Genomic DNA, 19,175 nt, shown 5'->3' with positions numbered 1-19,175 from the left:
AGGAACCGTTAAGCGCCGCATTCCGCCGGTTTCGCCTCGCCCGGGCCGTACATCTCGCAGGCGCGGTCGATCTCGCCCTGGATCATCTCGCACGGATTGGCGGCGTTGCACGGCGGATGGGTGGCGGGACTGACGGCGATGCAGCGCTCGACCAGCCGGGCCGACGCCGCCGCGCCGACCTCGCCGAGGCAGGAGCCGGGCTCGCCCGCCGGAGCGGCCGCGAGCACGGTCGGATCGACCTCCTCCTGCGGCGGGGCGTTGGCGGGCATTTCCGGGGCTGGCGCGGCGGCGTCGGCGGACTGCGCAGCGGGCGTCTCGGCCGGCGGCTGACAGGCCGCCGCGAGGGCGGCGACGCTCAAGAGGGCGAGAACGGTCCGGCGCATCGCGTCACTCCGATCGGTCACGGAGCGTCACCATAGGCACGGTTCGCCGCCAGACAAAAGCGCGGCCGGGCGCGCCTCAGCCCGCGCGCAGACCCCGCTCGACCCGCCGGCAGGGGTAGCGGTCGCGGATGTGGGGGCCGAAGAACCGGCCCTTGGAAAAGGCTTCGCGGAAGGCGGCGTTCACCTCCGGCGGCACCCCGTCGTACTCGTAGACGTCGCCGCTGGTGAAGGTGACGCGCAGCCGCCGCTGCGTTTCGTCATAGCTGAAGCGGCGGATGACGCTCGAGGGCATGGACGGAAAACGCCGGAGCGAACCGGCGGCTCCCTGTCAGTCGCGCAGGGAGTCCGGCACAAGCCCGCCGTTCTCCGCCAGCTTGCGCCACACCGCCCTGGACAGGGCGATGTTCTGTTCGGCGCTGCCGTGGGGACCGGCGTTGACGCCCAGCTCCTGGGCCAGCTCCTTGCGCGCCTCCAGGCTGGAATCCAGCCCCAGCAGCTTGAGCAGGTCGACGATCGAGGTGCGCCAGTTGCCGGCGGCCTGTTCGCCCTTCAGTTCGGCCATGGAGACCAGCACCGCCTCGACATCGACCGGCGCGGCGGCGGCGGGGGCGGCGGTCGCCGCCGGAGTCGGCGCGGCCTGCGCAGCGGGGGCGGCGGGCGCGGCCTTCGGCCGATGGCCCCGGATCCGGTCCCAGATCGAGCTGAAGATTCCCATGACGCACGCCTCCTTGTGATTGAGGCGGGCTAACGCCCGGCAGCGGCCGAGGTTCAGTCCGGTTCGCGCTCGCCGACCTCTGCCGGGCGCACCGCCAGCAGCCAGCCGGCGGCGATGTGCAGTTCCGGCACGGCTTCCCGCGTGAACGGCAGGTACCAGGTCGGCCCGCCCGCCGCCGGGGCGATCTCCAGCATGTCGTCGGCCCCGAAATTCTGCACCGACTTCACCGTGCCCAGCCCCGCCCCTTCGGGATCGCGCGCCTCCAGCCCGACCAGGTCGGTCAGGTAGAATTCGTCCTCGTCCGGTTCCGGCAGGCGGTCGCGCGGGATGTGCAGCTTGAGGCCGCGCAGGGCGTCGGCCTGCTCCTTGGTGGCGATCTCCTTCGCCCGCCCGACCACGCCGTTCTTGTCGGGCCGCGCCGAGGTCAGGGTCAGGCCGACCGAGCCGTCCGCGCGCAGCAGCGGTCCGTAGGACAGCAGGGCCATGGGGTCGGCGGTGTACGCCGTCACCCGCACCTCGCCCTTGACCCCGAAGCCGCCGGCGACCTGGGCCACGAGGATGAGTTTGCTGTCCGTGGTCACGAAACCCTCTCCCATTGGGAGAGGGCCTGAGCGCACGGCCGCGGAGCGGTCGTTCTGGCGCGAAGGGGAGCGGGGTTACGGTGTTTCATTCGGACGCACCATAACCCCTCACCCTCCCACCCGCGGGCGCGGGCGGGCCCCTCCCTCTCCCATCGGGAGAGGGACATCACCTCAGGCCTCGGTCTTCTCTTCTTCGGTCGCTTCGGCGGCCGGGGCCTCTTCGGCGGCGGCTTCGGCCGGCGCTTCCTCGGTCACTTCAGCAGCCGGAGCGTCTTCCGCGGCGGCTTCGGCGGCCGGAGCCTCTTCAGCGGCGGCTTCGGGCTCGGGCGCCGGAGCGTTCTTGGCGGCTTCGGCGGCGGCCTTGGCTTCTTCCTTGGCGCGGGCGGCGGCTTCGGCGGCTTCGGCCTTGGCGGCGGCTTCAGCCTCGGCGCGGTCGGCTTCGCGCTGGGCGCGCTCGGCGGCGCGTTCCTGGGCCTTCTTGCCCGGCTGGGCCTTGTTCGGGTTGTTCGACTGGGTCCACTTGACCTGGCCGGCCAGGGCTTCGTCCTGGCTCAGGAAGCGGGCCACGCGGTCGGTCGGCTGGGCGCCCTTGCCGAGCCATTCGGCGATGCGGTCGGCCTTCAGGGTGACGCGCTTCTGCTCGCCGTCACGCGGCAGCATCGGATTGTAGGTGCCGACGCGCTCGATGAATTTGCCGTCGCGCGGGGAATGGGAGTCGGCGACGACGATGTAGTAGTACGGGCGCTTCTTGGCGCCGCCACGGGCCAGACGAATCTTCAGCATTTTCAGTCTCTTTCTTTGAGCGAAATCATTTCTTGGTGGGGAGTCCCGGCAGGCCGGGAAGGCCTCCCGGCAGGTGTCCGCCGCCCAGGCCGGCGAGCCGGTTCTGGATGGCTTTCAGATCTTCGGCCGTGGGTTCCGGCATCTTGCCGCCGCCCAGCGCCTTGAGGCGGGCCATGTCGCCGGCGCCGCCGCCGCCCATTCCGGGCATGCCCATGGCGGCGGCCATCTGCTTCAGGCCCTTGCCGCCGCCCTTGGACATCGACTTGACCATGTCGGCCATCTGCCGGTGCTGCTTGAGCAGGCGGTTGATCTCCTGGACCTCGACCCCGGCGCCGGCGGCGATGCGCTTCTTGCGGCTGGCGTTGAGCAGGTCCGGCTTCTTGCGCTCGACCTTCGTCATCGAGCTGATGATGGCTTCCTGACGCGCGATCATGCGGTCGTCGACGTTGGCGCTGGCCATCTGGGCCTTCATCTTGGCCACGCCGGGCAGCAGGCCCATGATGCCCTGCAGGCCGCCCATCCGCTTCATCTGCTGAAGCTGGGCGGCGAGGTCGTTCAGGTCGAACTGGCCCTTGGCCAGCTTGCGCGCCATGGCCTCGGCCTTGGACTGGTCGAGCTCCTGCGACGCCTTCTCGACGAGGGCGACGATGTCCCCCTGGCCGAGGATGCGGCCGGCGACGCGGCGGGCGTCGAACACCTCCAGCGCATCGACCTTCTCGCCGGCGCCGAGATATTTGATCGGCAGGCCGGTGACGGCCCGCATCGACAGCATGGCCCCGCCGCGACCGTCGCCGTCGGCCCGGGTCAGCACCAGGCCGGTCAGCGGCAGACGCTCGTGGAAGGCCTTGGCGGTGCGCACCGCGTCCTGGCCGGTCAGGCTGTCGGCGACCAGCAGGGTCTCGACCGGCCTGGCGACGGCGGCGACCTCGGCCACCTCCGCCATCAGCGCCTCGTCGAGGGTGATCCGGCCGGCGGTGTCGAGGATCAGGACGTCGAAGCCCTGCAGCTTGGCGGATTGCAGCGCGCGGCGGGTGATCTGCACCGGGCTCTCGCCGGCCACGATCGGCAGGGTGGCGACCTCGACCTGCTTGCCCAGCGTGGCCAGCTGCTCCATCGCCGCCGGACGGCGGGTGTCGAGCGAGGCCATCATGACCTTCTTGCGGTCGAACTTGGTCAGCCGCAGCGCCAGCTTGGCCGAGGTCGTGGTCTTGCCCGAGCCCTGCAGGCCGGACATCAGGATGACGGCCGGCGGCGTGGCGTTCAGGTTGATCGGGACCGGCTCCTCGCCGCCCAGCATCTCGACCAGGCCGTCATAGACGATCTTGACCACCTGATCGGCCGGCTTGACCGAGCGGATGACCTCTTCGCCGGTGGCGCGCTCGGTGGCGAAGGCGATGAAGTCCTTGACGACGGGCAGGGCGACGTCGGCCTCGAGCAGGGCCACGCGCACCTCGCGCATCGCCTCGGCCACGTCCTTTTCGGACAGGGCGCCGCGCCCGGTGATCCGGTCGAAGACGCCTGTCAGCCGCTCGTTCAGAGCCTCGAACATTCACTACCTCGTCGGCCCGCGGGCCCTTCGATCCGACGGGTGAGACGGTCTCCATAGCGAAATCGCCTCCGGCGACGATCACGTCGGCGGAGGGTTCTCGCCCACCTCGTCCCGACGGATCGGGGGTCGTGTGGGTGGAGACGCGAGGTTCACTTGCGTCGGAAGCGGCGGCTTATGGCGGAAAAGGCGGGCGAAGACAAGGCGGCCGCGGGGGCGGGGCCGTTGGGGGGCCCTACATCCCCTTCGACGGATCGTCGGAAGGCGTATCCGGGTCCGCCTGCCGCGTGGCCTTGCCGCCACGCATCTTGGCCCACACCAGGGCGAGGCCGAGCAGCACGGGGCCGCCGATGATCACGATGCCCCACGGGAAAGCGTCCATGTCGAGGTCTCCTTTCCCGCGACTAACCGCGGCCGGCCCGTTTTGCTCCCCGGCGCCTGATCAACGGTAAGTTTTCCGCGAATTCACCCAGCGTCGCTATTCCGCCGCGAAATTCACATCAGGCCGCAACAGCGTGGCCATACCTCCTGCAGGGTCGCCGCCAAGGAGCGACGCAGCTCTCCACAGGAGATCGCCATGAAAACTCTCGCTTCTCTCGCCGCCGTCCTGATCGTCGCCGCCACCGCCGGGTCCGCTTCGGCCCGCGAGGCCCGCGTCGCCTGGGGCGACCTCGACCTGTCCACCGCCGCCGGGGCCGAGGCCTTCGACGCGCGCGTCCGCGCCGCGGCCCGCCAGATGTGCCGCGGCGTGCCGATGACCGGCGGCCGCGCCGCCTGCCACGCCGCCGTCCGCGAGGAGGCGGTCAGCCTGCTCCCCGGCGCCGCCCAGGTCGACTACGCCCTCAGCCGCGTGCCCCTGGTCGCCTGACGCCGCCCCGAAAAAGGCCCGGCGGATCGCTCCGCCGGGCCCTCATTCTCGGCGCGCTCAGGCAGTGAGCCGCCGCGCGGCGACCGGTAGCGCCCTTGCTTCCACTAGGAAGTCGGGAAGCCCCGCACCTTCAGCAGGGCGCGGACGTCCGGGTCGCGGCCGCGGAAGGCGCGGTAGGCCTCGCCGCGATCGACCGTGTTGCCGGGCGCCAGCATGATCGACTTGAAGCGGGCCGCGATGTCCGGATTGAAGACGTCGCCGGACTCCTCGAAATAGGCCCAGGTGTCGGCGTCCATGGTCTCGGACCAGAGGTACGAATAGTACCCGGCCGAATAGGCGTCCGACGTGAACAGGTGATTGAACTGCGGCAGGCGGTGCCGCATCACGATCTCCTTGGGCATGCCGTAGCGCTCAAGCGACGCCTTCTCGAAGGCGTCGATATCGGTCGGCGGCGTCGCCTGGGTGTGCAGGTCCATGTCGACCAGCGCCGACGACAGATAGCTGACCGTCGCATAGCCCTGGTTGAAGGTGGACGCCGCCTCGATCTTGTCGACCAGCGACTGCGGCATCGGCTGGCCGGTCTCCACGTGCTTCATGTAGCCGTTCAGGATCGGCCGGCTCAGCACCCAGTGCTCGTGCACCTGCGACGGATACTCGACGAAGTCGCGCGGCGTGCCGCCCAGGGCCGGATAGACCACGGTCGACGAATAGGCGTGCAGGGTGTGGCCGAACTCGTGGAACAGGGTCTCGGCGTCGTCCAGGGAGATCAGGATCGGCGCGCCGCCCTCGGCCTTGATGAAGTTGTTGTTGTTCGAGCCGAGGGTGTTCTTGTCGCCGTCGAAGGTCGAATGCGACCGGTAGGTGGTCATCCAGGCGCCCGACCGCTTGCCGGGGCGGGCGTAGTCGTCGGTGTAGTACAGGCCGACGTGCCGGCCCGCGTCCTTGACCTCATAGACCACCACGTCCGGATGCCAGACCGGCACCGCGCCGGTCGGCAGCTTGTCGAAGGTGAAGCCGTACAGGCGGTGGGCCATCTCGAACGAGCCGGCCCGGACGTTGTTCAGCTCGAAATACGGCTTCAGCTCGTTCTGGTCGAGGTCGTACTTCTGCTTCCGGACCTTCTCGGCGTAGTACAGATAGTCCCACGGTTCGATGTCGTGGCCGGCGATGGCGCGCATGTCGGCGACCTCTTCGGCCACCCGCGCCTTGGCCGGGGCCCACACCCGGTTCATCAGGTCGAAGGCCGCGGCCGGGGTCTTGGCCATGGTGTCCTGCATGCGCAGTTCGGCGTGGTTCTGGTAGCCGAGCAGCCGCGCCCGCTGGTGACGCAGGCGGACGATCTCGGCGATCGTCGCATTGGTGTCGTTGGCGTCGCCGTTGTCGCCGCGGTTGACGAATTTGCGCCAGACCTGCTCGCGCAGGGCCCGGTCGTCGGCGAAGGACAGGAAGGGATCGACGCTCGAGCGAGTGTTGACGATGGCCCAGCCCTGCACGTTGCGGGCCCGCGCCGCGGCGGCGGCCGCCGCCTTGTTGTCTGCGGGCACGCCGGCCATGCCGGCCTCGTTCGGGATCACCGTCCAGGTGTTCTCGTCGGCCACGACCTTCTGGCTGAAGGCGGTGAAGGCGTTGGCCAGGGCCGTATTGATCCGGCCCAGTTCCGCCTTGCCCTCGGGGCTCAGCGCAGCGCCGCTGCGGATGAAGGCGTCGCGGCTGCGCTCGGCGATCCGCTTCTGCTGGGCGTTCAGACCCATGGCGTCGGCGTTGTCGGCGACCGTCTTGACCCGCCGAAACAGCTTTTCATTGAAGCTGATCTCGTCCGAGGCGGCGGACAGCAGGGGCGACACCTCGGTGTCGACCTCATTGTAGTCGTCCGAGCCGATGTTCGAGGTCATCACGCCGTAGATGGACCCGGCCAGATCCAGCGGTTCCCCGGCCATCTGCATCGCCGCCAGGGTGTTGGCGAAGGTGGGCGGCTCGGGGTTGTTCGCGATGGCGTTGTAGTCGTTGCGCTGCAGCTCGATGCCCTCGATCAGGGCGGCGCGCAGCTTGGCGGCGGTCACCTTGTCCCACGGCGGCACGCCCCCGTACGGGCCGGTCCAGGGTTGCAGCAGCTCGGCGCGCGGGGTCTGCACCGGCAGGACCGCGCGCGCGATCCGCGCCTCCTCGGCCAGCGAAGCCGGGTCGGGCGCGGCGCCGCCGCCCATCATTCCAGCGCCCGCCGAGGCGCAGCCCGAGAGGGCCATGAAGCTGCCTCCCGCGATGAGAAGGTGTCGTCTGTGCATCAGGAAGCTCCATCCATGCCGATCGTTCCGCGGCAACCTAGGCCCGGACGGCGCTGACTGTCACCTGAACCAGCCGTAATCTTGCCCGGCGGCGGATGGACGCAGCGGGACCACCCGTCTAAAGGCCGCCGCATGGCGATTGGCGTATTCGACTCCGGCGTGGGCGGGCTGACGGTCCACCGCGAACTGACGCGGCGCTTTCCGGAGCGGGACTTCGTCTACCTGGCCGACCAGGCCAACGCCCCCTACGGCGGGCGCGGCGGCGAGGACATCGTCGACCTGACCCGGGCCGGCTGCGAGCGGCTGTTCGAGGCCGGGACCAATGTCATCGTGCTGGCCTGCAACACCGCCAGCGCCATCGCCCTGCGCCGCCTGCAGCAGACCTGGGTGCCCGAGGCGCGGGCGCGTCACGGACGTCCGATCAATGTGCTGGGCATCATCGTGCCGACCATCGAGGCGGCCACCGGCCTGCCGTGGACCTATGAGGCCGAGCGGCTCGGCGACAAGATCGAGGCGCTGGAGATCACCGGCGTCTTCTGCACCGCCGCCACGGCCATGAGCCGGGTCTATGAGATCGAGATCGACAAGCGGCGCGAGGATCTCGCCGTCTTCTCCGAACCCTGCCCCGGCCTCGCCGGCCTGATCGAGCTGGGCGCGCCGGCCGAGGAGCTGGAGGTGGTGGTGCGCGACCACGTCGACGCCCTGCGCCGCCGCATCGGCCGCCACCCGGACAAGGCCATCCTCGGCTGCACCCACTATGAGATCGTCGCCGACCTGTTCGCGGCCGCCCTGCCCGACGGCACGCCGCTGATCCACCAGCCGACCGCCGTCGCCGACGCCCTCGACCGCTATTTCGCGCGCCATCCGGAGTATGCGCTGGGCGGCTCCGGCCGGCGCGACTTCCTGACCACGGGAACGCCGGGGCCGCAGTCGGACCTGGTCAGCCAGTTCTGGGGCGCGCCCCTGGGCTTCACGGCCGCCTGAGCCGCGGGCGCTTGACGCCGTCCCCGGCATGGGCGCGGATGGGCGCGGGAGGAAATCGCATGACCCGTCTGCTGCTCGCTGCGCTGTCGGCCGCCTCGCTGGCCTCGCTCGCCGGCCCCGCGGCCGCCGAGGTGGCGTCCCGGTCCGAGAACGCCTTCCGCCTCACCTTCGAGCGCCCCGTGACCGCCTCGCCCGAGGCGATCCTCGCGGCGGCGGGACGTCCGGCCGCCTGGTGGAGCGACGCCCACACCTATTCCGGCAGCGCCGCCAACATCACCGTCGACCTGCAGCCCGGCGGCTGCTGGTGCGAGGCCCTTCCCGGCGGCGGCGTCAAGCACGCCGAGACCGTTCTGGTCTGGCCCGGAGAGCGGATGGTGATGTTCGAGGCGCCGTTCGGCCCCCTCCGCGGCATCGGCGCCGACGCCGTCCTGACCATGAGCTGGGCTGACCCGGAGGGCGGTGCGGCGCGGACGCTGAAGTGGACCTTCGTGGTCAACGGGCCCGGCGCCGGGGCCATGGCCGACGTCATCGACGGGGTGACGGCGGAACAATTCGGCCGGCTGGTCGACCACCTCGGCGGAGCCGCCGGCTCGTGAAGGAACTCGCCGACGCCGCCGACGCCCTGCGCGCCTTCGGCCTGACCTATCCCGAGGCGCATCTGAAGAGCCCGTGGCCGGGCCACGCCGACCTCGCCGTGCGCGACAAGACCTTCGCCTATCTGAGCGTCGCCGGGGAGCCGTTCAGCCTGTCCTGCAAGCTCCCCTTCTCGGCCGCAGAGGCGCGCGAGATGCCGTTCGTCCAGCCCACCGGCTACGGCCTCGGCAAGAGCGGCTGGGTCACGGCGAGATGGCCCGCGGACGTCGACGATCCGATGGCCCTGTTCCGGTCATGGATCGACGAGAGCTACCGCGCCCAGGCTCCGAAGAAGCTCAGCGCCCTCGCGCCCGCGCCCTAGCCGGCCAGCGTCCTAGGCCGCCAGCGCCGTCTCCGAGGCGATCACCCGGCTGGCGGCGTGGACCACGGCGCCGATGCGCAGCGCCGCCTGCACCTGGGTGGCCGGCACGCCGTGCTTGCGCAGTTCGCCCTCGTGGGCGTCGAGGCAGGCGCCGCAGCCGTTGATGGCCGACACCGCCGTCGACCACAGCTCGAAATCCATCTTGTCGACGCCCGGGTTGGCGATGACGTTCATGCGCAGCCGGGCGGGGATGGTCGTGTACTCCTGGTTCTTCATCAGGTGCAGCGACCGGTAGTAGATGTTGTTCATGCCCATGATGGCGGCCGCGGACTTGGCCGCGTTCAACGCCTCGGGCGACAGCACCGTCGCGGCCTGGGCCTCGATCGCCTTCACCACCGGCGCGACGCCGATGGCATGGGCCGAGGCCAGGAAGGCGCCCCATTTCTGCTGGTCGTTCAGCACCGTCTCGGAGGCGAGCGATCCGAGGTTCAGGGAAATGTCCTTGGCGTAGGCCGGGATGAGGTCGCGGAGCGTGTCGATCGACATGGGGAAGCTCTCAGGGTCGAGGGGCGAGGGTCGAGGGAGGAAGAGGGAGGGCAGGGTCGAGACGTCGGAGCTCTCGCCCCTCGCCCCTCGACCCTCGCCCCTGCGGCGCTTACGCCGCCAGCGTTTCCCCGCCCACCGGGCGGTTGCAGGCGCACAGCTCGTCGGTCTGCAGCGCATCGACGACGCGCAGGGTGTCCGCCGGCGCGCGGCCGACGTTCAGGTTGGTGACGTAGACGTGCTGCACGACGTTGTGCGGGTCGACCACGAAGGTGGCGCGCAGGGCGACGCCCTCGGCCTCGTCGAGCACGCCCAGGGCGCGGGCCAGCTTGCCGCCGTTGTCGGCGAACTGCCAGATCGGCAGCTTGCTCAGGTCGGCGTGGTCACGCCGCCAGGCCAGCTTGACGAACTCGTTGTCGGTCGAGCCGCCCAGCACGACGGTGTCCCGGTCGTCGAAATCCTTCGCCAGCGAGGCGAATTCGGCGATCTCGGTCGGGCACACGAAGGTGAAGTCCTTCGGATAGAAGAAGATGACCTTCCACTTGCCCTCGAAGCTGTCCTGCGTGATCGGCTCGAAGGCCGAGACGCCGTTCTCCTCGTGGCTGTTGAAGCCCGGCTTCACGCCCGTGATCTTGAAGTCCGGCAGTTTTTCACCGACGCCCAGCATGGCAGTTCTCCTGATGGTTCCTGGAAACGAAAATAGCTCGGAGCGCCGGAGGAGCGGCGCCGCGGCTCGGGAATTGGGCCTCGGGCAGCACAAAGTCAATCGTTACTAATCGATTGTTCGATCAATAATATCTATGATCAGCATAGGCGTGCGTCGGCCTGACAGAACCCGACGGCCGCTTGCGGGGCCGCAGGCTGGACGGCAAGGTCGGCGGCGAACAGGGAGTCCTCTCATGCGCCGTCTCACGTTCCTCCTGCTGACCGCCGCCCTCGCCGGTCCCGCGGGTCTCGCGCCGGCCGCGGCCGCCCAGACGCCGCCGGCCACGGTCGGAGAGCGTTATGTGCCGGCGCCGTGGTGGATGCGGGATCCGGTGATCGCCTCCATCGGTCACGTCCGGGCCGAGGTGCCGGCCAACCGGGCGACCTTCTCGGCCACCTTCCAGACCATCGAACGCACCGCGGCCGAGGCCTCGCGCAAGGCGGCCGATCAGGTGCGGGCGCTGAGCCAGTCCCTCGCCGCCTACGGCGTGGACGCCGTGCGCGTCGAGACGTCGCTGGTCACCCGGCCGCTCTACGACCAGTACCGCGACTCCGACGGGGTGCTGCGCGAGAACACCCGGGCCGACCGCATCGAGCGCTACCAGGTCGACGCGGTGATCAACGTCACGGTCCGCGACGTCGCCGTGATCGAGCGCGTCTACGCCGCCGTGATGGCCGCCCAGCCGACCAGCATCGGTCAGGTCGGCTTCCGTCTGGAGCCGGACAACGACGTCCTGACCTGGCTGGCCGATCAGGCGGTCCGGGACGCCGCCGCCCGGGCCCGCGGCGCGGCCGAGGCGGCGGGCGCGCGGCTGGGGCCGGTGCGGGTCATCGATCCCTCGGGCCGCGCCTGCCAGACCGATGTTCTGGCTGGATGGCCGTCCTACGGATCGGGCGCGCCCGCGCCCACGACGGTCGAGCTGACCGGCAGCCGGAGGGCGCGCGAGCCCGCCAACTCGCCGACGCCGCTGGTGGAGGTGGGGCGGGAGGACCTGATGAGCGCCGGCCAGGCTGACGCGGTCGACTATCTGGCCACGGTTCCGGCCCTGTCCAACAGCACGGTTCCGCAGGACATCCAGGCCCTGGCCCTGCAGCCGCCGATGCAATGGCTCTCGTCCCGCGCCTGCGTCGTCTATTCCCTGGGCTGAGGACGGCTCCGGTTGACGCGGCCGGCCCGCCGCGCCACCGAAGGCGCATGACGCTCCGCTTCAGAGCCGACCCGGCCTTCGACTCCGGTTCGATCATGGTCTGCGACTGGCCCCTGTGCCAGGTGCGGCTGCAGGACGACGCCCGCTTCCCCTGGCTGATCCTGATCCCCCGCCTCGTCGGCCGTCACGAGCTCGAGGACCTGACCCCGCCCGAGCGGATCACCCTGATGGACGAGATCGTCCGCGCCGGCGCGGTCGTGCGGATGCTGGGCGAGTCCGCCCTGCGGCCGGTGCAGAAGCTCAACGTCGCCGCCCTCGGCAATGTCACGGCCCAGCTGCACGTGCATGTGGTGGGGCGGCGTCACGACGACGGCCTGTGGCCCGATCCGGTCTGGGGCCGCGGCGGCGCGACGCCTTACGGGGCCGAGGCCCTGCAGGCCGCCGCCTCGCGGATACGGCTCAATCAGGCCGGGTGAGCGTCACCGCGACGGTCCGCCCGTCGCGCGTCAACTGGCCGCGCCAGCTGGTCCCGCTGCGCTCCAGGGCGATGACGCCGTCGCCTTCCAGCCTCAAGCTGGACCCGTCCGCCGTGGCCGCCCCGATCCCGTCCGCGCCGCCGAGCGCCCGCCAGCCGCCCTCCGCCGGCCCCACGCCAGGATCCATCAGCACGATCTCGTACAGGGCCCGCCCGGCCGCGTCGCGGACGCGCCAGAGCCCGTCGAGCGGCCCGGCGGTCTGGTCGGTGCGGATTTCCGCCGAGGCGACGCCCTGCTGGTAGGCGATCTCCAGGTCCGACGGCGAAACCTCGTAGGAGCCGTTGTAGGCGTCGACCGTGACCGGCGTCAGGGGCGGCCTGTGCGCCGCCGCCGCCTCGTCGCCCTCGGCCAGCTCGCTGCCGAAATCGTCGTCCGGCTCGAACGGGCGGATGACGGGGGCCTCGTAGAGTTGCTGCGTCGAGGGGGGCGGCGCAGCCTGCTGGGCCAGCAGGCCGGCCAAGGCGGCAAGAATGATCCCGGACATGGCGCCAGTGTGCCGGGTTCGCTCCGCGCTGGCAAAGCGGCGCCCCGCGGCGCGCGAATTCGTGATCGAACCTGCCACGACGGACCGTCCCTTCGTTGACCCCCGCCGCGCCGCTGGACTAAAGCCTGATCACCGATTTCGAGCGGCTGATTTCGCTCAGGTTTCTGAGAACCATTCGCATATGTCGATCTCCCCCTTGCCGGGCGACTCTTCGAACGATCCGACCGACGACCAGTCCGGCCGCTTCGTGCGCCAGCCCAACGGCCGCGTCCGCCCCCTGTCGCCGCACCTGCAGGTGTGGCGCTGGCACGTCACCATGCTGGGATCCATCCTTCACCGGATCACCGGCGGCGCGCTCGCCGGCGGCGCCGTGCTGGTCGTCCTGTGGCTGCTGGCCCTGGCCTTCGGAGCGGACGCCTATGCGACCTTCACCGGCTGGATGGGCTCGCCGCTGGGCCTGCTGATCTGGTTCGGCCTGACCCTGTGCCTGGCCTACCACCTCGCCGCCGGCGTCCGGCACCTGATCTGGGACATGGGCGAGGGCCTGACGCCGAAATCCGCCAATGCGCTGGCCACCGGCTCGATCGTCTTCGGCGTGATCGTCTCGGTCGCCTTCTGGGCCGGATTGTTCATGACCGGGAGGGTGTCGCTGTGAGCCACGGGACCCGAAGCTACATCAAGGGCGTGAAGGTCTCCGAGCGTCACGGCGCCGGCGAATGGATGCAGGAGCGGCTCTCGTCGCTGATCCTCGTTCCCCTGACCCTGTGGGGCCTGTGGAGCGGCTGGACCCTGTCCGGCGCCGGCTACGACGGGGCGCTGGCGTGGTTCCGTTCCCCGTTCAACGTCACCCTGCTGGCCGTGACGCTGCTGGTCAGCCTCTGGCACATGAACATGGGCCTGAAGGTCATCGTCGACGACTACATCCACAAGCCCGTGTCGCGGAACGCCCTGGTCGGCCTGATCGGCCTGCTGTGCGTCGTCCTCGCCGCCGCGGGCGCCTTCTTCATCGTGCGTCTGGCGCTGGGCTCGGCCCCGCTCCCGGCCGGCTTCGGAGCCTGATCGCGTGGCTGCCTACGAATTCGTCGACCATGAATACGACGTCGTTGTGGTGGGAGCCGGCGGCTCCGGCCTGCGCGCCGCCCTCGGCGCCGCCCAGCAGGGGCTCAAGGTCGCCTGCGTCACCAAGGTCTTCCCGACCCGCTCCCACACCGTGGCGGCCCAGGGCGGCATCTCCGCCTCGCTCGGCAACATGGGCGAGGATTCGTGGCAGTGGCACATGTACGACACCGTCAAGGGGTCGGACTGGTTGGGCGACCAGGACGCCATCGAATACCTGGTCCGCAACGCGCCCAAGGCCGTCTACGAGCTCGAGCACTGGGGCGTGCCGTTCAGCCGCACCGACGAGGGCAAGATCTACCAGCGCGCCTTCGGCGGCATGACCCGCAATTTCGGCGAGGGCCCGGTGCAGCGCACCTGCGCCGCCGCCGACCGCACCGGCCACGCCATCCTGCACACCCTCTACGGCCAGTCCGTGCGCCGCGAGGTGAAATTCTTCGTCGAATATTTCGCCCTCGATCTGATTATGCAGGACGGCGCCTGCACCGGCCTGACCGCGCTCCAGCTCGACACCGGCGAACTGCACCGCTTCCGCGCCAAGATGGTCATCCTGGCCACCGGCGGTTACGGCCGCGCCTATTTCTCCGCCACCTCGGCCCACACCTGCACCGGCGACGGCAACGCCATGGTGCTGCGCGCCGGCCTGCCGCTGCAGGACATGGAGTTCGTCCAGTTCCACCCGACCGGCATCTACGGCGCCGGCTGCCTGATCACCGAGGGCGCGCGCGGCGAGGGCGGCTACCTGACCAATTCCGAGGGCGAGCGCTTCATGGAACGCTATGCGCCGACCGTGAAGGACCTCGCCCCGCGCGACATGGTCAGCCGCTCCATGACCATTGAAATCCGTGAAGGCCGCGGCGTGGGTCCGAACAAGGACCACATCCACCTGCACCTCGACCACCTCGACCCGAAGATCCTGCACGAGCGCCTGCCCGGCATCTCGGAAAGCGCCAAGATCTTCGCCGGCGTCGACGTGACGAAGCAGCCGATCCCGGTGCTGCCGACGGTCCACTACAACATGGGCGGCATCCCCACGAACTATCACGGCGAGGTCCTGACCAAGGTCGGCGACAATGCCGATACCGTCGTCCCCGGCCTGATGGCGGTGGGCGAGGCGGCCTGCGTCTCGGTGCACGGGGCCAACCGTCTCGGCTCCAACAGCCTGACCGACCTGGTGGTGTTCGGCCGCGCCGCCGGCCTGCGCTGCGGCGAAACCGTGGACAAGGCCTCGGCCGTGCCGTCCGCCCCCGCCTCGGCCACCGACGCCCACCTGGCCCGTCTCGACCGCTTCCGCCACGCCGACGGCTCGACCCCGACGGCCAGGCTGCGCGTCGAGATGCAGCGCGCCATGCAGTCCGACGCCGCCGTGTTCCGCACCGGCAAGACGCTGGAGGAGGGGGTCGCCAAGCTGCGCGCCATCCACGCCGCCGGCGCCGACATCCGCACCACCGACCGCGGCCTGATCTGGAACACCGACCTGGTCGAGACCCTCGAATACGACAACCTGATCGACCAGGCCCTGGTCACCATCGAGGGCGCGCTGAACCGCACCGAGTCACGAGGGGCCCACGCCCGCGAGGACTATCCGGACCGCGACGACGCGAACTGGATGAAGCACACCCTCGCCTGGAAGACCCCCGGCGACGCGGTGAAGATCGACTACCGCCCGGTGCACACCTACACGATGTCGAAGGACATCGACTACATCGAGCCCAAGGCGCGGGTGTACTGACCGTGCTGACCGGCGGCTGTCATTGCGGGGCGTTGCGCTACCAGGCGGAGGGCGAGCCGTTCGAGCGCGCCCTGTGCCACTGCGAGCTCTGCCGCCGCACCACCGGCGCGCCCGCGGTCGCCTGGTTCACCGTCCGGGAGAGCGGCTTCCGCCTGACCGGCGAGCCGGTCCGCTACGCCTCGTCGGAGCACGCCGAGCGGGGCTTCTGCGGCCGCTGCGGGACGCAGATCACCTTCCGGGACGCCGCCTACGGCGACCGCATCGACATCACCACCGCCAGCCTGGACGATCCCGACGCCGTCCCGCCCGCCGAGCAGATCTGGGTGCGCAGCCGCCTCGGCTGGATGGCCGACGCCCACGCCCTGCCCGACGACCTCGAACGCCGACCCACAGAAGTCTGATCCCATGGTCCAGCTCACCCTCCCCCGCGGTTCGAAGCCCACCTCCGGCAAGGTCCACAAGGCCCCGACCGGGGCGAAGAACGTCAAGACCTACAAGGTCTACCGCTACGACCCCGAGGTCGACGCCGACCCGCGCTGGGACGTCTACGAGGTCTCGGCCGACGACCACGGCCCGATGCTGCTGGACGCCCTGATCCACATCAAGAACGAGATCGACCCGACCCTGTCGTTCCGCCGCTCGTGCCGCGAGGGCATCTGCGGCTCCTGCTCGATGAACATCGACGGGCGCAACACCCTGGCCTGCACCAAGGGCTGGGACGAGTGCTCGTCCTCGACCATCTCGATCGCCCCCCTGCCGCACCAGCCGGTGGTCAAGGACCTGGTCACCGACCTGACCCTGTTCTACGCCCAGTACGACTCCATCCAGCCCTACCTCCAGTCCGACGATCCGGACCCCGAGACCGAACGGCTGCAGACGCCGGAAGAGCGCGCCAAGCTGGACGGCCTCTACGAATGCATCCTGTGCGCCTGCTGCTCGACCTCCTGCCCGAGCTACTGGTGGAACCAGACGGAGTACCTGGGGCCCGCCGCCCTGCTGCAGTCCTACCGCTGGATCGCCGACAGCCGCGACGACGCCACCGACAAGCGCCTCGACGACCTCGAGGACCCGTTCAAGCTCTACCGCTGTCACACCATCATGAACTGCGCCCAGGTCTGCCCCAAGGGCCTGAACCCGGCCAAGGCCATCGCCGAGACCAAGAAGCTGATGGTGTCGCCGTCGCGGAAAAAGACCGAGGCCGCCTGACTTGGCCAAGGTGACCTACATCGAGCACGACGGCCGCGAGCATATGGTCGAGGTGAAGAACGGCCTCTCCGTCATGGAGGGGGCGATCCGCAACAACGTCCCCGGCATCGACGCCGACTGCGGCGGGGCCTGCGCCTGCGCCACCTGCCACGTCTATGTCGACGAGGCCTTCCAGGCCGAGACCGGCCGCGCCTCGGCGATGGAGGAGTCGATGCTGGACTTCGCCGAGAACGTCCAGCCGAACAGCCGCCTGTCGTGCCAGATCCGGGTCAGCGACGATCTCGACGGCCTGATCGTCCGCCTGCCCGAATCCCAGCACTGAGCCGGCCGTGGGCCGCGCCCATCCGGACCTGGTCGCCCTCGTCGGCGGGCTGATCGACGCCGGACCGACAGACCGGCCCCCGCTGATCGCCATCGTCGGCGCCCAGGGCTCCGGCAAGACCACCCTCGCCCGCGAAGCCGCCGACCGCTTCGGCGCGGCCCAGATCTCGATCGACGACGTCTATCTGACCCGGGCCGGGCGCGAGGCCCTGGCCCGCGACGTCCACCCCCTGTTCGTCCATCGCGGCCCGCCGGGAACCCACGACCTGGAGCTCCTCCAAGGCCTGATCGACGACCTGTCCGCAGCCGGCCCCGCCGACGAGACCCTGATCCCCGACTTCGACAAGCGCGGCGACGACCGCTGGCCGATCGAACGCTGGCGCCGTTTCCGCGGCCGGCCGTCCGCCATCCTGATCGACGCCTGGTGTCTCGCCGCCCTGCCGGAGGACGAGGCCGCCCTGGCCGCACCGGTCAATGATCTCGAGCGCGACGACGACCCCGACGGGCGCTGGCGCCGCGCCGTCAACGGCTTCGTCGCCGGCCCCTACGCCGCCTTCGCCGCCCGTTTCGACGCCGTCCTGTTCCTGCAGGCGCCGGGCTTCGACGTCGTCCTCGACTGGCGCGCCCAGCAGGAGGCCGACCTGCTCGGCCTCGCCCCCGCCGATCTGCCGCCGGAGGAGCGCGCCCGCCTCGCCGGCTTCATCCGGTATTTCGAGCGTATCACCCGGCGTATGCTGTCGGGCGGCGTGCGTCCCAGCGTCACAGTGAAACTGGATCGAAACCGTCAGCCGCTATCGGTCGACCGATGACCCGTCCCGAAGACCGCCGACTGGAGCCCCGCTCGCCCGCCAATGGGCGCGGCCTCGTCGTCTCGCCCGGTCTCGAACTGCCCTGCCTGATCGTCGACCAGTCCGGCTCCGGCGTGCGCCTGCGCATGGACCGCAACCTCGCCCTGCCCAACCGCATCCTGCTGATCGACATGGCCCAGGCCACCGCCGTCGAGGCCGAGGTGGTCTGGCGCAAGGGCATGGAGGCCGGCGTCAAGCGCAGCGGCGCGGCGTCCTCGCTGCGCGGCCTCGTCCCCTCCCGCCTCGCCGCCGCCCGCGCCGCCTTCCTCCGCGCCGGCGGCCGCTAGGGCGAATCGACAAGGCCTGCCGCCCGGCATCCCCGGCGCAGCCGGGCTTCCAACCTGTTCGGCGGAGGCGAACGACTTAGGTTCATCACGACGAACACAACGGGGATCACGACGAGCACAACGGGTTTGGAGCCAGGTGCAGGCCCCGTCGTGTCCGTTGTGAGTTCGTGGTGTCCGTCGTGATGAACCTTCCAGCCGTCGGAACCGGACGCCGGCTTCGCCGGAAGACCGCCTAGACCCCGTCCGGCATGGTCCCGGCAGTGATGGCGATCCGACCGATCAGTCCCTTGACGATCAGGTCCAGCGCCGAACCCTCGCGGTAGTCGGCGGCGGCGACGAAATTGACCCGGTCCTCCGAGATCAGCCCGTAGATCTTCTGCTGGTCGCGTTCGGAGTTGCGCGGGTCATAGACAGCGATCGAATAGCCGCCCTTGGTGTGCATCATCTTCATGGTCGGCACGTCGGTGTCGCCGTCGCCGAGGAAGATCATCCGCTCGAACGGCACCGGCCGGTCGTCGTCGGCCATGAAGCGGTTGATCTTCTCGTGCTCCCAGTGGTTCAGCACGCCCTTGTTGATGCGGAACAGATACTGGGTCTTGGTCGTGTAGTTGACGCCGACCGCCGGCCAGATGGCCACGCCGTGCTCGTCGTAGACGAATTTGGACGCGAACACGTGCCGGAACTCCGGCCGGATCGGGCAGCCCTCGATCATCTCCTCCAGGCCGGCCGAGATGATGTAGTGCTCGATCTCCAGCCCGTATTTCGCCCCGACCTCGTTGATGCGGTCGAACCAGCCCGGGCCGGTCAGGTCCGACTTCAGACCGTCGAACAGCTTCACGTCCTCGCCGTGCTCGGCCAGCAGCTTGCGGGTGATCGGGTGGTCGTTCTCCCGCGCCCGCTGCAGCATCAGCTGCATGTACATCAGGATGTTGTCGCCGTCGGCCTCGCGGGTCAGCGTGTCCGCCGCGCCCCAGAAGTCGCCGATCCCCATCCCCACCGACGGGATGAAGGTGACCTCCTGCATGTTGCCCCGCGCCAGCGTGCCGTCGAAGTCGTAGATCAGGGCGGTTTTCAGCGGCTTGGTCATGGTGAGGAGTGCTAGTGCTAGTGAGCCTTTACGGCGCAGCGTTCGGACGCAGACCGTCCCTGAGC

General features: G+C 70.1%; 26 protein-coding genes. 14 read left to right on the top strand and 12 right to left on the bottom strand.

The window, feature by feature from the left end:
• Positions 1 to 8: 8 nt before the first annotated feature.
• The 7 genes from VEA98_RS08065 to VEA98_RS08035 all read right to left on the bottom strand — a co-directional run bounded on the left by VEA98_RS08065 (position 9) and on the right by VEA98_RS08035 (position 4,390).
• Complete coding sequence (locus tag VEA98_RS08065) at positions 9 to 383, bottom strand: hypothetical protein (protein ID WP_324812757.1); 375 nt, start codon at positions 381 to 383, stop codon at positions 9 to 11.
• A gap of 76 nt (positions 384 to 459) precedes the next feature.
• Complete coding sequence (locus tag VEA98_RS08060) at positions 460 to 675, bottom strand: KTSC domain-containing protein (protein ID WP_324812754.1); 216 nt, start codon at positions 673 to 675, stop codon at positions 460 to 462.
• 36 nt (positions 676 to 711) lie between these two features.
• Positions 712 to 1,098: a DUF3597 domain-containing protein gene (locus tag VEA98_RS08055; RefSeq protein WP_324812751.1), complete on the bottom strand. Its 387-nt coding sequence runs from the start codon at positions 1,096 to 1,098 to the stop codon at positions 712 to 714.
• 53 nt (positions 1,099 to 1,151) lie between these two features.
• The gene (gene rimM / locus VEA98_RS08050; protein WP_324812747.1) at positions 1,152 to 1,694 is read right to left on the bottom strand and encodes a ribosome maturation factor RimM; all 543 of its coding nucleotides are present in this window, start codon (positions 1,692 to 1,694) and stop codon (positions 1,152 to 1,154) included.
• Between the two features lie 156 nt (positions 1,695 to 1,850).
• Positions 1,851 to 2,462: a 30S ribosomal protein S16 gene (rpsP, locus tag VEA98_RS08045; protein ID WP_324812745.1), complete on the bottom strand. Its 612-nt coding sequence runs from the start codon at positions 2,460 to 2,462 to the stop codon at positions 1,851 to 1,853.
• Positions 2,463 to 2,487: 25 nt separating this feature from the next.
• The gene (gene ffh, locus VEA98_RS08040) at positions 2,488 to 4,011 is read right to left on the bottom strand and encodes a signal recognition particle protein (protein WP_324812743.1); all 1,524 of its coding nucleotides are present in this window, start codon (positions 4,009 to 4,011) and stop codon (positions 2,488 to 2,490) included.
• A gap of 232 nt (positions 4,012 to 4,243) precedes the next feature.
• Positions 4,244 to 4,390: a hypothetical protein gene (locus tag VEA98_RS08035; RefSeq protein WP_324812741.1), complete on the bottom strand. Its 147-nt coding sequence runs from the start codon at positions 4,388 to 4,390 to the stop codon at positions 4,244 to 4,246.
• 195 nt (positions 4,391 to 4,585) lie between these two features.
• Between VEA98_RS08035 and VEA98_RS08030 the strand changes: the two genes are divergently transcribed.
• Positions 4,586 to 4,876 (top strand): UrcA family protein, encoded by a 291-nt coding sequence (locus VEA98_RS08030; RefSeq protein ID WP_324812738.1) that lies wholly within the window; start codon positions 4,586 to 4,588, stop codon positions 4,874 to 4,876.
• A 104-nt stretch (positions 4,877 to 4,980) separates the two neighbouring features.
• On the opposite strand, the gene VEA98_RS08025 is transcribed toward VEA98_RS08030, so the two are convergent.
• A complete protein-coding gene (locus VEA98_RS08025; RefSeq protein ID WP_324812735.1) occupies positions 4,981 to 7,158 on the bottom strand; it encodes a M3 family metallopeptidase in 2,178 nt (725 codons plus the stop codon).
• 132 nt (positions 7,159 to 7,290) lie between these two features.
• On the opposite strand from VEA98_RS08025, the gene VEA98_RS08020 reads away from it, so the two are divergent.
• From VEA98_RS08020 to VEA98_RS08010, 3 genes are read left to right on the top strand one after another with little or no spacing between them, the layout of a single operon-like run.
• Positions 7,291 to 8,142 (top strand): glutamate racemase, encoded by an 852-nt coding sequence (locus VEA98_RS08020; RefSeq protein ID WP_324812733.1) that lies wholly within the window; start codon positions 7,291 to 7,293, stop codon positions 8,140 to 8,142.
• Between the two features lie 59 nt (positions 8,143 to 8,201).
• A complete protein-coding gene (locus tag VEA98_RS08015; protein WP_324812729.1) occupies positions 8,202 to 8,738 on the top strand; it encodes an ATPase in 537 nt (178 codons plus the stop codon).
• Positions 8,735 to 9,097, top strand: a complete 363-nt coding sequence (locus VEA98_RS08010; RefSeq protein ID WP_324812727.1) for an MmcQ/YjbR family DNA-binding protein — start codon at positions 8,735 to 8,737, stop codon at positions 9,095 to 9,097. Before VEA98_RS08015 ends, VEA98_RS08010 begins: the two co-directional genes overlap by 4 nt.
• 12 nt (positions 9,098 to 9,109) lie before the next feature.
• Here the strand turns inward: VEA98_RS08010 and VEA98_RS08005 are convergent, their stop codons facing one another.
• Positions 9,110 to 9,643 (bottom strand): carboxymuconolactone decarboxylase family protein, encoded by a 534-nt coding sequence (locus tag VEA98_RS08005; RefSeq protein ID WP_324812724.1) that lies wholly within the window; start codon positions 9,641 to 9,643, stop codon positions 9,110 to 9,112.
• 109 nt (positions 9,644 to 9,752) lie between these two features.
• Positions 9,753 to 10,307, bottom strand: coding sequence for a peroxiredoxin (locus tag VEA98_RS08000; RefSeq protein ID WP_324812721.1), 555 nt, complete (start codon positions 10,305 to 10,307; stop codon positions 9,753 to 9,755).
• 232 nt (positions 10,308 to 10,539) lie between these two features.
• On the opposite strand from VEA98_RS08000, the gene VEA98_RS07995 reads away from it, so the two are divergent.
• Together VEA98_RS07995 and VEA98_RS07990 are read left to right on the top strand one after the other, a co-directional pair.
• Positions 10,540 to 11,493, top strand: a complete 954-nt coding sequence (locus VEA98_RS07995) for an SIMPL domain-containing protein (protein WP_324812719.1) — start codon at positions 10,540 to 10,542, stop codon at positions 11,491 to 11,493.
• A 47-nt stretch (positions 11,494 to 11,540) separates the two neighbouring features.
• Positions 11,541 to 11,969, top strand: a complete 429-nt coding sequence (locus VEA98_RS07990) for an HIT domain-containing protein (RefSeq protein WP_324812717.1) — start codon at positions 11,541 to 11,543, stop codon at positions 11,967 to 11,969.
• Here VEA98_RS07990 and VEA98_RS07985 read toward each other — a convergent pair.
• Positions 11,953 to 12,513, bottom strand: coding sequence for a hypothetical protein (locus VEA98_RS07985; protein WP_324812714.1), 561 nt, complete (start codon positions 12,511 to 12,513; stop codon positions 11,953 to 11,955). The two genes, VEA98_RS07990 and VEA98_RS07985, sit on opposite strands and share 17 nt — an antisense overlap.
• A gap of 181 nt (positions 12,514 to 12,694) precedes the next feature.
• On the opposite strand from VEA98_RS07985, the gene sdhC reads away from it, so the two are divergent.
• From sdhC to VEA98_RS07945, 8 genes are read left to right on the top strand one after another with little or no spacing between them, the layout of a single operon-like run.
• Entirely contained in the window at positions 12,695 to 13,168 is a 474-nt protein-coding gene (gene sdhC / locus VEA98_RS07980) for a succinate dehydrogenase, cytochrome b556 subunit (protein ID WP_324812711.1), read from the top strand.
• A complete protein-coding gene (sdhD, locus tag VEA98_RS07975; protein ID WP_324812709.1) occupies positions 13,165 to 13,572 on the top strand; it encodes a succinate dehydrogenase, hydrophobic membrane anchor protein in 408 nt (135 codons plus the stop codon). The genes sdhC and sdhD overlap by 4 nt, the downstream gene beginning before the upstream one ends.
• Positions 13,573 to 13,576: 4 nt before the next feature.
• Positions 13,577 to 15,361 carry a succinate dehydrogenase flavoprotein subunit gene (sdhA, locus tag VEA98_RS07970; protein WP_324812706.1) on the top strand — a complete coding sequence of 595 codons (1,785 nt, stop codon included), beginning with the start codon at positions 13,577 to 13,579 and terminating at the stop codon, positions 15,359 to 15,361.
• A 32-nt stretch (positions 15,362 to 15,393) separates the two neighbouring features.
• Entirely contained in the window at positions 15,394 to 15,762 is a 369-nt protein-coding gene (locus VEA98_RS07965; protein ID WP_324812704.1) for a GFA family protein, read from the top strand.
• A 4-nt stretch (positions 15,763 to 15,766) separates the two neighbouring features.
• The gene (locus tag VEA98_RS07960; protein ID WP_324812701.1) at positions 15,767 to 16,567 is read left to right on the top strand and encodes a succinate dehydrogenase iron-sulfur subunit; all 801 of its coding nucleotides are present in this window, start codon (positions 15,767 to 15,769) and stop codon (positions 16,565 to 16,567) included.
• 1 nt (position 16,568) lies between these two features.
• Positions 16,569 to 16,889 carry a 2Fe-2S iron-sulfur cluster-binding protein gene (locus VEA98_RS07955; RefSeq protein ID WP_324812699.1) on the top strand — a complete coding sequence of 107 codons (321 nt, stop codon included), beginning with the start codon at positions 16,569 to 16,571 and terminating at the stop codon, positions 16,887 to 16,889.
• A 7-nt stretch (positions 16,890 to 16,896) separates the two neighbouring features.
• Entirely contained in the window at positions 16,897 to 17,697 is an 801-nt protein-coding gene (locus VEA98_RS07950; RefSeq protein ID WP_324812697.1) for a kinase, read from the top strand.
• Complete coding sequence (locus tag VEA98_RS07945; protein ID WP_324812695.1) at positions 17,694 to 18,023, top strand: PilZ domain-containing protein; 330 nt, start codon at positions 17,694 to 17,696, stop codon at positions 18,021 to 18,023. The genes VEA98_RS07950 and VEA98_RS07945 overlap by 4 nt, the downstream gene beginning before the upstream one ends.
• Before the next feature lie 232 nt (positions 18,024 to 18,255).
• Here the strand turns inward: VEA98_RS07945 and VEA98_RS07940 are convergent, their stop codons facing one another.
• On the bottom strand, positions 18,256 to 19,110 hold the full coding sequence (locus tag VEA98_RS07940; protein WP_324812693.1) for an HAD family hydrolase: 855 nt from the start codon (positions 19,108 to 19,110) through the stop codon (positions 18,256 to 18,258).
• Positions 19,111 to 19,175 lie beyond the last annotated feature (65 nt).

Origin of the sequence: Brevundimonas sp. (assembly GCF_035627055.1) — a bacterium.
Lineage (GTDB): Bacteria > Pseudomonadota > Alphaproteobacteria > Caulobacterales > Caulobacteraceae > Brevundimonas.
The sequence above is the reverse complement of the archived record's forward strand: the minus strand, read 5'-3'. Positions and strand labels throughout refer to the sequence as shown.